At 41.8% G+C, this 13,618-nt stretch carries 14 protein-coding genes; 5 read left to right on the plus strand and 9 right to left on the minus strand.

Annotated features, from left to right (window positions below):
- Positions 1-54: 54 nt before the first annotated feature.
- From BLS59_RS14835 to BLS59_RS14865, 7 genes are all read right to left on the minus strand, one after another.
- Positions 55-600: a hypothetical protein gene (locus BLS59_RS14835; RefSeq protein ID WP_091150068.1), complete on the minus strand. Its 546-nt coding sequence runs from the start codon at positions 598-600 to the stop codon at positions 55-57.
- The gene (locus BLS59_RS14840) at positions 597-1,451 is read right to left on the minus strand and encodes a relaxase/mobilization nuclease domain-containing protein (RefSeq protein WP_091150069.1); all 855 of its coding nucleotides are present in this window, start codon (positions 1,449-1,451) and stop codon (positions 597-599) included. The genes BLS59_RS14835 and BLS59_RS14840 overlap by 4 nt, the downstream gene beginning before the upstream one ends.
- On the minus strand, positions 1,448-1,828 hold the full coding sequence (locus tag BLS59_RS14845; protein WP_091150070.1) for a plasmid mobilization protein: 381 nt from the start codon (positions 1,826-1,828) through the stop codon (positions 1,448-1,450). The genes BLS59_RS14840 and BLS59_RS14845 overlap by 4 nt, the downstream gene beginning before the upstream one ends.
- 160 nt (positions 1,829-1,988) lie before the next feature.
- A complete protein-coding gene (locus BLS59_RS14850) occupies positions 1,989-2,858 on the minus strand; it encodes a toprim domain-containing protein (protein ID WP_091150071.1) in 870 nt (289 codons plus the stop codon).
- Positions 2,859-3,021: 163 nt separating this feature from the next.
- Positions 3,022-3,369: a helix-turn-helix transcriptional regulator gene (locus tag BLS59_RS14855; protein ID WP_091150072.1), complete on the minus strand. Its 348-nt coding sequence runs from the start codon at positions 3,367-3,369 to the stop codon at positions 3,022-3,024.
- 126 nt (positions 3,370-3,495) lie between these two features.
- Positions 3,496-4,446, minus strand: coding sequence for a hypothetical protein (locus BLS59_RS14860; RefSeq protein ID WP_091150073.1), 951 nt, complete (start codon positions 4,444-4,446; stop codon positions 3,496-3,498).
- 114 nt (positions 4,447-4,560) lie between these two features.
- Entirely contained in the window at positions 4,561-5,925 is a 1,365-nt protein-coding gene (locus BLS59_RS14865; RefSeq protein ID WP_091150074.1) for a site-specific integrase, read from the minus strand.
- 184 nt (positions 5,926-6,109) lie between these two features.
- Between BLS59_RS14865 and hemW the strand changes: the two genes are divergently transcribed.
- From hemW to BLS59_RS14880, 3 genes are all read left to right on the plus strand, one after another.
- A complete protein-coding gene (hemW, locus tag BLS59_RS14870) occupies positions 6,110-7,231 on the plus strand; it encodes a radical SAM family heme chaperone HemW (RefSeq protein WP_091150075.1) in 1,122 nt (373 codons plus the stop codon).
- A gap of 232 nt (positions 7,232-7,463) precedes the next feature.
- Positions 7,464-8,012 (plus strand): fasciclin domain-containing protein, encoded by a 549-nt coding sequence (locus BLS59_RS14875; protein ID WP_091150076.1) that lies wholly within the window; start codon positions 7,464-7,466, stop codon positions 8,010-8,012.
- Between the two features lie 273 nt (positions 8,013-8,285).
- Complete coding sequence (locus BLS59_RS14880) at positions 8,286-9,167, plus strand: cupin-like domain-containing protein (RefSeq protein ID WP_091150077.1); 882 nt, start codon at positions 8,286-8,288, stop codon at positions 9,165-9,167.
- Positions 9,168-9,279: 112 nt separating this feature from the next.
- Here the strand turns inward: BLS59_RS14880 and BLS59_RS14885 are convergent, their stop codons facing one another.
- The gene (locus tag BLS59_RS14885; protein ID WP_091150078.1) at positions 9,280-10,272 is read right to left on the minus strand and encodes an AAA family ATPase; all 993 of its coding nucleotides are present in this window, start codon (positions 10,270-10,272) and stop codon (positions 9,280-9,282) included.
- Positions 10,273-10,365: 93 nt separating this feature from the next.
- Positions 10,366-10,785: a YybH family protein gene (locus BLS59_RS14890; RefSeq protein ID WP_091150079.1), complete on the minus strand. Its 420-nt coding sequence runs from the start codon at positions 10,783-10,785 to the stop codon at positions 10,366-10,368.
- 158 nt (positions 10,786-10,943) lie between these two features.
- On the opposite strand from BLS59_RS14890, the gene BLS59_RS14895 reads away from it, so the two are divergent.
- Entirely contained in the window at positions 10,944-11,822 is an 879-nt protein-coding gene (locus BLS59_RS14895; protein ID WP_091150080.1) for a carbohydrate kinase family protein, read from the plus strand.
- 645 nt (positions 11,823-12,467) lie between these two features.
- Complete coding sequence (locus BLS59_RS14905) at positions 12,468-13,565, plus strand: vWA domain-containing protein (RefSeq protein WP_091150082.1); 1,098 nt, start codon at positions 12,468-12,470, stop codon at positions 13,563-13,565.
- Positions 13,566-13,618: the final 53 nt, after the last annotated feature.

The raw sequence follows: 13,618 nt of genomic DNA on the forward strand, positions 1-13,618 counted from the left end.
ATATTAAGTAATTAATTATTGTTTGTATACAAGGGTTGCATTTGCAGTCACCCTTTATTCGTTTTCTTTTGCGGCCCTTTTCAAAGCCTTATCCATCTCCTTTCTTTGGGCTTTGCCTGATTGCCGATATAAATCATACCATGCCGAAATACAAATATTGCCATCTTTGTTATATTGATGTGCTTGGTAGGCATCAATTGATTTATTAATAAACGACGCTACGTAGATGACTATAGTAAATATCAATCCCCAGAAAAAAAACCTGCTAAATACAATCCGATAATACTCCCTGGCATTTGTTTCCGGAAATAATAGAATTCTCCATGACCTTTGAATGGGCTTTGGCCGCTTTTCAATAGCACTAACAATATTTTGATAACCACTATCAATAGCTGCTACCATCTCTGACAGGTCTGGCTTGGGCGCTTCCACCCTTATATTTTCTATCTGAAGGACTAACTGCTCAATTTTCAAATCCCTTTTTTGCAGTTCGTCTTTTTGAGTTTCCATGAACTGTTGTGTCTTAATATCTTGTTCCAGCATGTCTTTTAATACCGAGATTAAAGATTGCTCATCCATTTCTATTTCTTTTGGTTTCATAATGATACTCCATGTGAATGTTTACGTTCTTGTTTTTGCTTCCTCATTAATTCTTCCTGCTGCTTTTGCTGCTGGATTTGTTGTTGTTTTAATATTTGTTCCTGTTTGAGTTTCTTTTCAATCTCCATCAGTGCATAACCTACCTGACTGCCTTTGAAGCGAACCTGCTGTTGATCGGTAAAGGCAATACCCCTGCCCAATTCTACAGCGTAGCCTTGCTTCTCCATATAGTTTTTAACCTGCCTAACATTGCTGGATTGTTTTATTGCATGTGATAAATAATTCTTTAGTGTTTCCTTGCGCTGATCGATCCGTTGGCTCTGTTGAAGCCGCTGTTCAGGTTTCAGGAATCTATTAGGGCTTAATACCTGAGTAAGCTTATAAGCTCTTTCCATTTCTCGGCAAAATTCAGCCATGCGTTTATAACTGTTGCTGTCGCTGGCAGTCGGACCATCATAACCGATTCTGTTGACCACAATATGTAAGTGTTCGTGTGCAGTGTCCGCATGTGTAATGACTACATATTGTTTATCCGCAAAGTCAAACTTTTGAGCCAGCGCCGCCGCGATGTCCGCTTTGTCCTGCCTGTCTAGCATATGAGCATCCTGGTGCGCCAGGCTGATGGAAATGTGAAAGACCGGCCTACTGACTTTTGGGTTCAGCGCGGCGACCTCGACAAATTGTCGGATTAATTCTTTTTTGTTACCGAAACATTGATTGTAATAAATCACCTCGGCCTGTTTCTTCTCCATTTCCAACTTTTGTAGTTCCTCATTTTCCTGTAACCGGCCCTCGTGCAGATATTTCATACAGCCCCGGAAACTTTTACCTGTTGTGATTTTTCCGATCATTCTAAATAGGTTTTTACTTCTTTAACCAATGTTTGCAGTCCCCGGACCTCCTGGTTCAAAAGGGCCCTGTCCAATGTATTCAGGTCTTCCCCCTTGTTCCGTTTCTTAGCGATCTGGTTCAGATTGGCCGCCATGTGGTTTAATTTACCTGTGAACTGCAACACTTCTTTCGGTAAGGTTTTTACCTTCACCCTGCCATTTAAACCTAATTGCCGTAGATAAACGGATACATTTGTCCTTGCACGTTTGGCATTGCCCTGGATCGTCTTTTTTTCAACGATGTTGCACATCACCGTCAGGTGCCAATCTCTTTTGATCGGTGCTTTTGGGCGGCCGCCCTTGCTCCCCGTCCGTTTTTTATTTACTGATGATTCCATATAGATGTATATCCGAATAGGCCTAAATCTGTCTTAATAAAGTCTTCAAAAAATCCCCCCGAATGCGATAGCATGAGGGGGGCCAGCGAGTTTCGGCAGGGCCGAAACATAGCTGGCTCTGCAAAAAACGAAATTGCCGATGCTGTCATGCCGATCCCTTTCATAGGCCCATCCCCCTGCTCTGTTGCTGAATTTTGAGATAAGCGTTAAGGTCTTTATAGTCGTTATAAAAGTGGCTGGCATCCTCTACAGTCGGAATTGTTTGCTTAATGAAAGCCATCTCTTTTGCTGCCGCCTTATCGTGATCCAGGTACAACTTGGCAGCAGGACGTTGTCGCAAAATCTCCAAACTTTTGCCCACAAAGCTGAGTGAATTCAACACCAGGAAATCGCCAGGCATATCGCGGCCATTTAGTGTTAGCAAAGACAGGAAATCTGTAAAGCCTTCAAATACGTGAACCGTGTCTGCTCCTTGATCGATGTAGGTCAGATCTTTGGGGGACGATGATAATTTAAGCTGCGCATTACGCAGTTCGTAGCCACCAGAGTTGTTTTTAAAGCCGATAGCCAGGTAACGCTGCTCGTTCAATGTAAACAATACCTCCTTGCACCAGGCTTTAGCCGTGTAATAATCTATTGCACGCTCATGTAGATATTTTACCAATGTCAAGTTTTGCAATTCCCCAGCCTGGATGATCTTTATTTTATGCTCTGGTTCAGCCGCCGTTTCTTTTACCCGCTGGTGAAAAGAAAGAGAACGATCTCCGGTGCTTAACCGGCTTAATAATTGTTCTACAGTACATTGATGTAGCCGAATACCCAAGTCTATAAAATTCCCACCTACCCCCATGCCATGGTCAAACCATGCATTGAGTTGGGTATTAACTTTAAAAGAGGCCGTGTTTTCCTCCCGGATCGGAGAGAGATACCAATGGTTAACCCCTTTAATATATTGCGGGCGGAACCCGCATTGTGCCAGATAGTCGATTATCGAGATTTGCCTGGCTTCGTCGCAATTCATTTTGCGCATAGGATTAAAGATTTGTTCAAAAATTTGTTGATTTGCTTTTTTTCATTGGCAATAGGACGGGTGCACCGCGAGCGATTCTGTGTCGGAGACCTGGCCGGTTACTGCCACCATTCGGGCCGGACACAATTCGCACGGGAGATGTGGTCCACTAATGGAGCCCCTGTCATTTACGTCGCGCCCTGCGTTTAAACACAAAATTCTCCGCCTTTGCTGTTATTTCCTCAGAGGTTAGTTTTTTATGGGACATCAGCCACTTGAGAATTTCCTTTTTGGAAAAACGGACACCGCCAGTGGGCATGGCGATATAGGGAATTTTGCCTTTCGACTTTAGTTGGTAGATAGTTTGCCGGGCGTATCCGGTAGTTTTTTCTGCCACTTCGTAGCCGCCAATTTCGTCGTCATCTTCGGACGCCTGTACTGGTGCGGCGGGAATTGGAGTGGATTCTTTTAGAATGGTAATCAGATCGGAAACCTTCAGATCTATTACACGGGTGTTTTCATTTATGTTCATTTACATTCCGTATTGATTTCGGAAGCAAATAAATAGCATAAAATAAACCTATACGAACGGTTGGTCGGTATCGAATGACCGTATTTATATTAAGTCTTTAAGTATTATCAAGGTTCGTGTTTTAACCTAATTTTTGAGCGCTTGTTTATACACATCCGTGTATTCTGCCGGGGTGGTGATATAGCGCTGACCTTCCAGAAACACTAAATCCTTTTCGGGATTAAGTATAAAAATATCACGTAGAAGTTCACGATTTTTATGATGCAAGATATTTGGGGAAAGCACCTTATGTTCTTCAATACAAAACCGAAGAAAACCTGCAATGGACTTATTAGCCGCATTGGCATAGACTGCTGAAACGATCTTAACTTTGCCGTCAACAAATTGGAAAAGTTCACCATTTTTGCTACCCTGGTTCAGGCTGATCAGGAACTGATTAAAGGCTTCCTTCCTTTCTTCTAAAGTCCTACCGTGCAACCAGAAACTGTAAAAAGAAGTACCATTAATTTCATCAAATGAACTCGTAAATTCGGATTGATCTGTCATTTTTAATTTCCTTTTCCAGTCTTTGCTGATCAGAAGAAAATAAATCTCGTCACGTACCTTTTTTCGTTTCAAGGAAAACATATTACTCCCGAAAAAATATCCTCCTATGGCAACAACCAGCGCTGCTAAAACTGATTCTGTAACCATTATTGGACCGGATTTATTATTCCCATAGTACAGTAAATAAGAGATACAGACTATTATTGATAAAGAATATACTACTAATAGAATATAGTGAAACACCAGGGCCTGTATATAGAACCATCGCAACTTTTGGCATTCAGCCTCGGTCAAGCCTTTAAAGCTATTTCTTATTTGCGCCAGCCTATCTTCAAAACTAAGACCTCCATAACGGTCACCCAGTTCATCGAGCCAATTTCTGTAACTAACAGATAAAATCAATTGTACAGGCACAATCCATAGTGCCAGTAAAATACTACAGATTATTATTGTCGTGCGAAACGTTGGTAATAAACTGTAAAATATGCAAAATATGATGACGGTTATAATTTCAATGAATATCCTTTTCATCTGACAAACTCGGAAACTTTGACATTTCTACTTTTTTATTTTGATCAACAACTTTAGCATAAACGTATATCATCTCGGTTTTTAAAGCCGGAAATCTAACTAAGCAAATTTGAATTATCTGTTTTTAGTAAACGTGTTTTCTATGATCTTAAATTCATCCAAAGTTGGGTTAATTACATCAGTATCAAAAACGGACTTACTTTCATTCCAGTATGTTACTTCATTATCCTCAACGTCAATAGGCAGTCCAATTAACTGCAAACTCCCATCATTGAACAGCTCAACTACAGCTATTAATACATCAGAAATTGCCTTTACAAATTTAAAAGAATCGGGAAAATTGGGATGTTGTTTTTTTTGGTAACCTATTGACAGAATATAGTTTATAATATTATCTGTTTGTATGAGGGGTGGAAATTTTAACATTTCAAACTTTTTCTTCTGATCGACTATTTTGGCATAAATCTGTGTCATTTCAATTTTGCTGTGTCCAAGTATTTCTTTGACCGTGTAGATGTCCATGCCAAACGTTAGTCCAATGGTGGCGAATGTATGTCGTGCAGCGTGGAAGTGCAGATTTTTCTTTAGCCCCGCTTCGAGTGCCCAAAACTTTAGGTAGACATTAACTACCTGGCTTGATGGCAAGTCCCAGAAAACCTTTTTATTGATCGGGTGCTTTGAGAGATTTTCTAAGATTGACTTGGCATCATCGGTAAGTGGGACCATAACAATTTTTTTTGTGGTTTTAGCTGGCCGGAAAGTGATCCGGTCATTTTCAATTTCACTAAAAACTAATTTTTTTACGTCTGAGAACCGCAGACCGGTGAAGCATGAAAATAAAAACGCCTGCCGAATTTGGCTATTTCCCCTTTTCGGAATAAAATTGGCTAAAGTCCTGACCTCTTCGATGGTCAAGGTAGTGCGTTCGGTATCACCTTCTTCAATGATCTTAAATGTACTGAACGGCGATGCTGTAATCACGCCTTTAACTACCAGTTTATTAAAATGTTGCCGAAAAACGGATAAATACGCATTAGTGGTATTTCTACTGACCTGGTTAAGCAGGTAACTTTGAAAGTTGTCTAACAAATCTTCATCTACGTCCTGAACTAAAACATCACTTTTGGGGAAATACCTCTTAAGGTGAATAATAAGGCACTCCAATTTATAATTAAATTTCTTGGCCAAACATTGATCAAAGTAGTCTAACAGGTTATAATTTACTTTGATAGGCTGCTTATAACCGTGGTCTGAAAAATTTAATTCGTTCTCTCTTTTATTGCGAAGTGCATTTATAATCTTAAGATTATCTTTGTCTGACTCAGTGATCCGAGTGCCCGGAACAGAATAGTCCTTACCGACATAAATCTTAAGGAACTCATAATTGCGCTTACCTTTGCCCTCTACGGCATTTGAATAAATATCGAGATAAGCACTAAATTTGCCGCTGCTTAACTTTTTATATCTGACCGTTACCATAATTTATTTGTTACTTTTGTTACCCACGATAGCCGAAAAGTAACATATCAGTAACAAAAATAACATAAAATAAGATCAATTTCAAAAAAGTGAAAGAGAATAAATTGACATAAAATATTGAAAATGATCTATATAACTACTTTATCTTATTTTACTTTACTCTCGATTATTTACCCTTAAAAACATGGCAGGCTTCTATATTCATATTCCTTTTTGTAAACAGGCTTGCCATTATTGCGATTTCCATTTCAGCACCTCGGTAAAATACAAGGACGAAATGCTGCATGCCCTTATAAAGGAAATTCAGCTGCAAAAAAATTACCTTAACGGCGAAACCATCGAAACCATTTACTTTGGCGGCGGTACCCCATCTGTTTTGGAAGCCGGGGAGATAAGCCGGATCATAAATACTATTACGGAGCTGCATACCGTAGCATCCAACGCCGAAATTACGCTGGAGGCCAATCCCGACGATTTAAACGAAGCCAAGGTAAAAGCCTTGCGTAAAACAGATGTTAACCGTTTCAGCATCGGCATACAATCTTTTTTTGACGACGACCTTATCTGGATGAACCGCGCACACCGCAGCAACCAGGCCGAAGCATCTGTAAAGCGTGTGCAGGATGCCGGTTTCCAGAATATCACCGCCGATCTGATCTATGGTTATCCCCTGCTCAGCGACACCAAATGGAAACAAAACCTTGATAAACTGTTCGAGCTTTCTATTCCGCATGTATCGGCCTACTCTATGACGGTAGAGCCACAAACCGCGCTGGCAGCTTTCATCAACAAAAAAAAGCAGCCGCCCATGAACGATCAGCAAAGCGCGGCGCAATTTATGGTACTCATGCAGGCCATGACCGATCATGGTTTTGAGCATTACGAAATTTCAAACTTTTGCACGCCCGGCAATTACTCCAGGCATAACTCCAATTACTGGCAGGGTGTAAAATACCTGGGGATAGGTCCGTCAGCACATTCCTACAATAGCGAGGCACGGCAGTGGAACATTGCCAACAATGCCAAATACATGCAGGAAATTGAAAGCGGCAAACTCCCCGCCGAAACCGAGGAACTTACCGAAGAAAACCGGCTTAACGAATACATCATGACCTCCATACGCACCATATGGGGGCTCAACCTAAACCGGCTTAATACCATAGCCAAAGGCTCGGCCGATGAACTGCAGAAAGCAGCCCGCAGTTATTTTGATAAAGAATGGATCATTCAAAAAGACGATACCATATTGCTTACCCCCACCGGTAAATTATATGCCGATAATATTGCCTCAGGCTTATTCTTCTAACTCCTACTAACCCGTAAAATTACATTATAAATCAGCTGGTTGTACGAAACATTAAACTAAACTAAAACCGTTTCGTCAAACCAGCCGTATCTTCAACAAATACCAATACATTATTAATTTAGTGAAAACATCAAGAGCTCGTGACGGGTTCATTAAATTAAAAAATAACAAAAGCACTTTTTAGTGCTTAATTAAAATAACTAAATTATAAACACGAAAAAATATCACCAACATGAAAAAATTAATCATTGCTGCGTTTGCATTAGCAGCTTTTGCAGTAGCACCCAAAGTAAACGCACAAACCAAAATGGTAGGTGGCGCGGCCATGTATCCAACCAAAAACATTGTTGAAAACGCGGTAAACTCAAAAGACCATACCACATTGGTAGCGGCTGTTAAAGCTGCCGGCCTGGTGCCAACGTTGTCGTCAGCCGGTCCGTTCACCGTATTTGCGCCAACAAACGAAGCTTTTAATAAATTGCCGGCCGGCACGGTTGATAACCTGGTAAAACCAGCCAACAAAGCTGCCCTTACTAAAATTTTAACTTACCACGTTGTTGCCGGAAAACTAAGCTCGGCAGATTTATGGGCCAAGGTAAAAGAAGGTAACGGCAAAGCCGAATTAAGCACTGTAAGCGGTGGCACCTTAACCGTAATGGCACAAGGCAAAAAACTATACCTGGTTGACGAAAAAGGCGGCAAATCATGGATAACAATTGCAGATGTTAACCAAAGTAACGGTGTAATTCACGTAGTAAACACGGTATTAATGCCCAACTAAGTTTTTATGATAAGGGTAATAAGTGGTGCGTTTTGAGTGTGTAAAGAACCTGATGGGTTGGCAAACGTATTACTCATAACTCCTTATAAATATTACAACAATAAAAAGAGAGCCAGAACATTCCGGCTCTCTTTTTATTTGAGGTTATCTGCATTTTGTTTGCCAACTGTATTTTTAATATCAATTTATACCTGTTGATGTTTTATTTCGTTCCTTTGCATTACCTTTTGGTAATTATTAGATAATAAAACAGAACCAGAAAGTTAATAGACTATGAGTTTTATCCTTAGCCCGATTGATACAGTTGAAAATATTTCTCCTGAAGATTTCAAGAAAAACTATTTAGACCCTCGTCGCCCTTTAGTTATAAAAGGACTAACCAAAAGCTGGCCCGCCCGCGAAAAATGGACGCCGGAATACCTTAAAGAAGTTGTAGGTAAAAAAGTGGTGCCTTTGTATGATAATTCAAAAGCCGATCCTTCAAAACCCATCAACTCGTCGGCAACCGAAATGCCTTTTGATGACTATATTGATCTGATCCGCAATAAACCTACCGAGCTGCGCATTTTCTTTTTTAACATTTTTAAACAAGCACCGCAGCTTTTGGATGATGTTGTTTTACCAAAAGATTTAATGGGCGGCTTTTTAGAAAGCATGCCGGCCATGTTCTTCGGCGGTTCAAACTCGGTTACTTTTTTACATTACGATATTGATCTTCCGCATATATTCCACACCCATTTTGGGGGTAGAAAACATGTAATACTGTTTGAGAATAAATGGAAACGCCGTTTGTACTGCATCCCCAACGCTACCTATGCCCTGGAGGATTATGATGTACTAAACCCCGATATTAAAAAATTTCCGGCCCTTGATGGCGTGGAAGGCACCGAGGTATTTTTAGAACACGGCGATACCTTATTTATGCCAACCGGCTACTGGCACTGGATGAAATACATCGACGGATCATACTCCCTGAGCCTGCGTGCCTGGGATGCATCTCTTGGCCGCAAGGCCGCCAGCTTATATAATCTGGCTATAAAAGGCGGTGTTGATAGTGTGCTAAAAATGGCCTTCAAAGAAAAATACGCCAAATTCCGCGAAGAACTCGCTGTAAAATGGGCCAACAAAGAACTTGCCGCAGGGAAACCTTTGTAGGTTCTGAGTACTGAAGACTAAGGTGTATAGTGTGATTTAAGATTTTTAATAGCGATGGGTTTGCCTGTCGCTATTTTTGTTGAGTGCGCCGGGTTTTTTCTTCAGTAAAAAATTATTTTGCAACTGGCTTTATAAACTGGTTTACAGCAGCTACTGCTTTTTTAAATCGCTCATCCCAATCGCTGCCCTGTATCAATACGTAATTTATACCATGGTTTTCCAGCTCCTGACGGTGACTTTGATTTAGTTTATTTCTTTCTTCCTCATTAAGCCTTGTCCCGTCCTGTACGTAGGGCGCATCTATATCAAGATATAAATAGAGGTCGAATTTATTGGCGGCTTCAATCCATTCCGGTACTATCAACTCTTTATTAAAAAGAAACCTGCTATATGAACGGGTGGTATTTATGTCGGTATCAACAAACAATAACTTATTGGCACCGGCTATTTCTTTATTGATACCAAGGGCATGAAGTTCGGCTATTTTTAAAAGGTCATCTGGCGTGCAATTGTTGGTATGCTCAATTATCTCCCGGGCCATTTCGGGTATGCCGATGGTATTAAAATGATTAGCCAATAGTTGTGTAAGCGTAGTTTTCCCGGTAGACTCGGAACCGTAAACACACACTTTTTTGATGAAGTAAGGCCTAACAGCATCGGACAAAAAATCCCAGTAGCTAAAAGGATCATTCCTGATTTGTGTCGCAGAAACGGGTACTATCTGCCGGGGCTCGTCAAAGATCATGCTTTCGCAATCCAGGAACCGCCCCATATAAGCACCGTAGGCCTCCGAAGCGAAGATCACATCAATTGGCGGCAGTTTTTCCTTAAGATAATTAGCCCACAGCTTTGAAACGCCTTCGCTTGATTGCGATGTGTTTGGTAAAACCGCCTCATCATACGTTAGTAACATGGGTTTCACCCGGCTATCGTCCTTAAAAGTTTGCTCAAGCCATTTATATCTTGCTTCGCCTGGTATGGGTTCATCCTCACTGGCGCTTACTAAAACAATTAACTCATCGCACTGCTTCAATGCAAATTCAATTAAGGCGATATGCCCCTTATGCAAAGGCATAAATTTACCCAGTACCAAACCTCTTTTCATGTATAAAGTCCCTCCTAAGTCGCTGCCAAATTACCCAAATCCATCTTTGCAAAGCAAAAAAAATCAAATCTTTCGGTTATTAGCTCATAATTTTCAGGACGTATGGTCACACACTATTTTCCACTCGCCTTTTATCTTCCTGAACCATAGGGTATAATAACCGCCGGGGGCATCCTTGACACGTTTAAGCTGCCAGCCACCTAAAACAAAAGCGTTTGTTGAGCTCAGGACTTTTACCTGAAGTATAGTAAAGGTAAGCTGCCCCATTGCTGCCGTATCGGGATAATGTTTCTTATAATTGTTAAGCGTGGTTTGCCAGCCATAGGTGGGTGCGTCTTTCCCCACAAACACCAGCGAATCTGATTTCCAATAGCCCTGCATAAAACCATCAATATCGCCGCGGTTCCAGGCCAGTTGCTGCGTATGCATAACCTTTATTATGGCTTGCCTGTCCTGCGCGTAGCTGAAGCAGGCGCTTAGGATAAGGATAAAAGAAAGGATGAGTTTTTTCATAATTTGAAGATAAGTAATTTAGTTTTACCCGGGTTTGTTGAATTTAAGAAATAACCGGATTTAAACAGCCAAAAATCAACAATTCTTTAGTGCTCAAAATTCAGGTTCGATAAAAAATTCCAACTATATTTGAGTTTTAGGTCTACAAAACAATAACTATGGAAAATAAGGTATTAAGTTTCGGCGAAGTTTTATGGGATGCCTTTGGCGATGGTAAAAAAGCCGGCGGCGCGCCCATGAACGTGGCAAGGCACCTGGTGCAACAGGGCGTTACCGTAGCCTTTGCCAGTTCGGTAGGTATGGATAACAGCGGCGATATGCTGATAGAGTTCCTGAAAGCTAACGGCTTATATTCCAACCTTATTCAGCAGGAAGATGAATTTCCTACCTGCGAGGTTACCGTACAACTTGATAAAAACAACCAGGCCACTTATATAATACCGCAGCCGGTTTCCTGGGACAGTATTGAAACAACCCCAGCACTTTCGCAGGCTGCTATTAGTGCAACAGCCATAGTTTACGGCAGCCTGGCCTGCCGCACAACCAAAACCCGCGAAACATTGTTAAACCTGCTTGATGAAACCCCGGCCCTTAAAGTTTTTGATGTAAACCTAAGACCGCCTCATTATACGCTATCAACCATAGAAACTCTTGTGGCCCGTGCCAATGTTGTTAAGATGAACGAGGAAGAAGCCAACCTCCTTATCGGCGGCAGCAGTAGTTCCATGCGCGACCAGATTCAGGAGTTTCAATCCAAATACCATAACCAAACCATTTGCGTAACCCGCGGCGAAAACGGCGCCATAGTTTGGCACGACCATGAATTTTACGAAAGCCCCGGCTGCCCCGTAAAAGTAGGTGACTCGGTAGGTGCCGGCGATGCCTTCCTGGCTACGTTTGTAGCAGGTATATTAGCCAAACGCCCCATGCAAACCATTGTTGACAAAGCCTGCTCGGTAGGTGCCTACGTAGCCAGTCAGCGTGGTGCAAACCCAATTTACCCTACGGAGTTATTGAATAGCCTGGTTTATATTTAAGGCAATGAAGGAAAAACTCTAAATCCTAATCTCTAAATTCTAAAAAGGAAAAAAGCTAAATCCTAATTGACAAACTCAAATTCTAATAGTTAAATCCTAAAAAAACAAGCACTTATCCCCTGTCTTTAGTTTTTTTGTCGGCAGATAAGCTTCGGGCGAAAGCAGGCAGAACGATGGTGGGCTTGTGCAGCTGCAGGGGCATAGCAAGTTTTGCAGAAGGGCCGGAAATGTGCGGGTTGGGGCAAATAATTGCAGCCCGTGGTTCTGTCGGCTTTGCAGGGCAAAGGCCTGTGCGGCAAAGAAGCCTCTCTGCCGAAAGCCTTTTGGTTACTTTGTGGCTACAAAGTAACTGGCCCTCCCGCGGCCAAGAGCGGGTCTGCGATATGCCTTACCACCCGGCTTGTCTACAACGCGATTCAACTTCTTCCCACCGGGCGGCTGAAAGCCGCAACCATGCTATGTCACGGGGTGAAACCCGCGCCAGTGCTACATTTTCAAATTTTCAAATCATCATCTGCACATCTATAATCTAAAATCTGCACATCCCCTAAATTGTCATACGTACCTAACAATTTATTTTAATACCTGTAAGCCCAAACTTTTAAAGATAATTATCCGTTTCTTTATATACAGAAAGGACAAAATATGCGCGGTTTTGGATTTTCCAAGTTTAAACCCAACCAAATCCCTAAAGGCGGATTTGAAGAATTACTGAAATTATTCCTGGAATTACTCAACTATACGGCGGGTGATGCCGGCGAAGCTTTAGCCTGGCTAAACGAGCTGGATAAACAATACAACCTTACCAATGATGAGTATGGTATGGGCGATTTCATAGACGAGCTGAAACAAAAAGGATACCTGAGCGATGATCAGCAAAACGGCGGTTTTAACATTACTGCTAAAACCGAGCAAAGTATCCGTCAGTCGGCATTGGAGGAGATTTTTGGTAAGCTAAAAAAATCGGGTAAAGGCAATCACCGTACGCCGCAATCGGGGCAGGGCGATGAAAAAAATGCCGAGCGCCGCGAATTTGAATTTGGCGATAGTCTGGATCAGATAGATATGACCCAATCCATCCACAATGCGCAGGTTAACCACGGCATCGGCGATTTTATGATGACCGAACGTGACCTCGAGGTAGAGGAAATGGACTACAAAACCCTTACCTCAACCGTGTTGATGATAGATATCTCCCACTCTATGATATTATATGGCGAGGACAGGATAACCCCGGCAAAAAAAGTAGCCATGGCCCTTGCCGAACTCATCCGCACCAAATACCCCAAAGATACTTTGGACATTGTTGTTTTTGGTAACGATGCCTGGCCTATAACCCTGCAGGATTTGCCTTATTTACAAGTTGGCCCTTACCATACCAACACCTATGCAGGTTTAGAACTCGCTACCGATTTGCTGCGCAGGCGTAAAACGCACAACAAGCAAATTTTTATGATCACCGATGGTAAGCCCACCTGCTTAAAGGAAGGCACCAAGTATTATAAAAACAGCATCGGACTGGATAGAAAAGTGGTGAACAAAACCCTTAACATGGCTGCACAGTGCAAGCGCCTTAAAATACCTATCACCACATTTATGATAGCCAAAGACCCATACCTGCAGCAGTTTGTACGCCAGTTTACCGAAACAAACGGTGGCAAAGCTTTTTACAGTTCGCTTAATAACTTAGGCGAATACATTTTTGAAGATTACGCCAGAAACAGAAGAAAAACAGTGAGGTAATGTGCGGATGTGCAAATATGCAGATGTGCAGATTCCTAATGAACTAATGAACA

Origin of the sequence: Mucilaginibacter pineti, from assembly GCF_900101875.1 — a bacterium.
Classification (GTDB): Bacteria; Bacteroidota; Bacteroidia; order Sphingobacteriales; family Sphingobacteriaceae; genus Mucilaginibacter; species Mucilaginibacter pineti.

Bases quoted from the DNA above. Each gene is read 5' to 3' on its own strand.
- BLS59_RS14835 (WP_091150068.1), bottom strand. From the start codon at position 600: ATGAAACCAAAAGAAATAGAAATGGATGAGCAATCTTTAATCTCGGTA.
- BLS59_RS14840 (WP_091150069.1), bottom strand. From the start codon at position 1,451: ATGATCGGAAAAATCACAACAGGTAAAAGTTTCCGGGGCTGTATGAAA.
- BLS59_RS14845 (WP_091150070.1), bottom strand. From the start codon at position 1,828: ATGGAATCATCAGTAAATAAAAAACGGACGGGGAGCAAGGGCGGCCGC.
- BLS59_RS14850 (WP_091150071.1), bottom strand. From the start codon at position 2,858: ATGCGCAAAATGAATTGCGACGAAGCCAGGCAAATCTCGATAATCGAC.
- BLS59_RS14855 (WP_091150072.1), bottom strand. From the start codon at position 3,369: ATGAACATAAATGAAAACACCCGTGTAATAGATCTGAAGGTTTCCGAT.
- BLS59_RS14860 (WP_091150073.1), bottom strand. From the start codon at position 4,446: ATGAAAAGGATATTCATTGAAATTATAACCGTCATCATATTTTGCATA.
- BLS59_RS14865 (WP_091150074.1), bottom strand. From the start codon at position 5,925: ATGGTAACGGTCAGATATAAAAAGTTAAGCAGCGGCAAATTTAGTGCT.
- hemW (WP_091150075.1), top strand. From the start codon at position 6,110: ATGGCAGGCTTCTATATTCATATTCCTTTTTGTAAACAGGCTTGCCAT.
- BLS59_RS14875 (WP_091150076.1), top strand. From the start codon at position 7,464: ATGAAAAAATTAATCATTGCTGCGTTTGCATTAGCAGCTTTTGCAGTA.
- BLS59_RS14880 (WP_091150077.1), top strand. From the start codon at position 8,286: ATGAGTTTTATCCTTAGCCCGATTGATACAGTTGAAAATATTTCTCCT.
- BLS59_RS14885 (WP_091150078.1), bottom strand. From the start codon at position 10,272: ATGAAAAGAGGTTTGGTACTGGGTAAATTTATGCCTTTGCATAAGGGG.
- BLS59_RS14890 (WP_091150079.1), bottom strand. From the start codon at position 10,785: ATGAAAAAACTCATCCTTTCTTTTATCCTTATCCTAAGCGCCTGCTTC.
- BLS59_RS14895 (WP_091150080.1), top strand. From the start codon at position 10,944: ATGGAAAATAAGGTATTAAGTTTCGGCGAAGTTTTATGGGATGCCTTT.
- BLS59_RS14905 (WP_091150082.1), top strand. From the start codon at position 12,468: ATGCGCGGTTTTGGATTTTCCAAGTTTAAACCCAACCAAATCCCTAAA.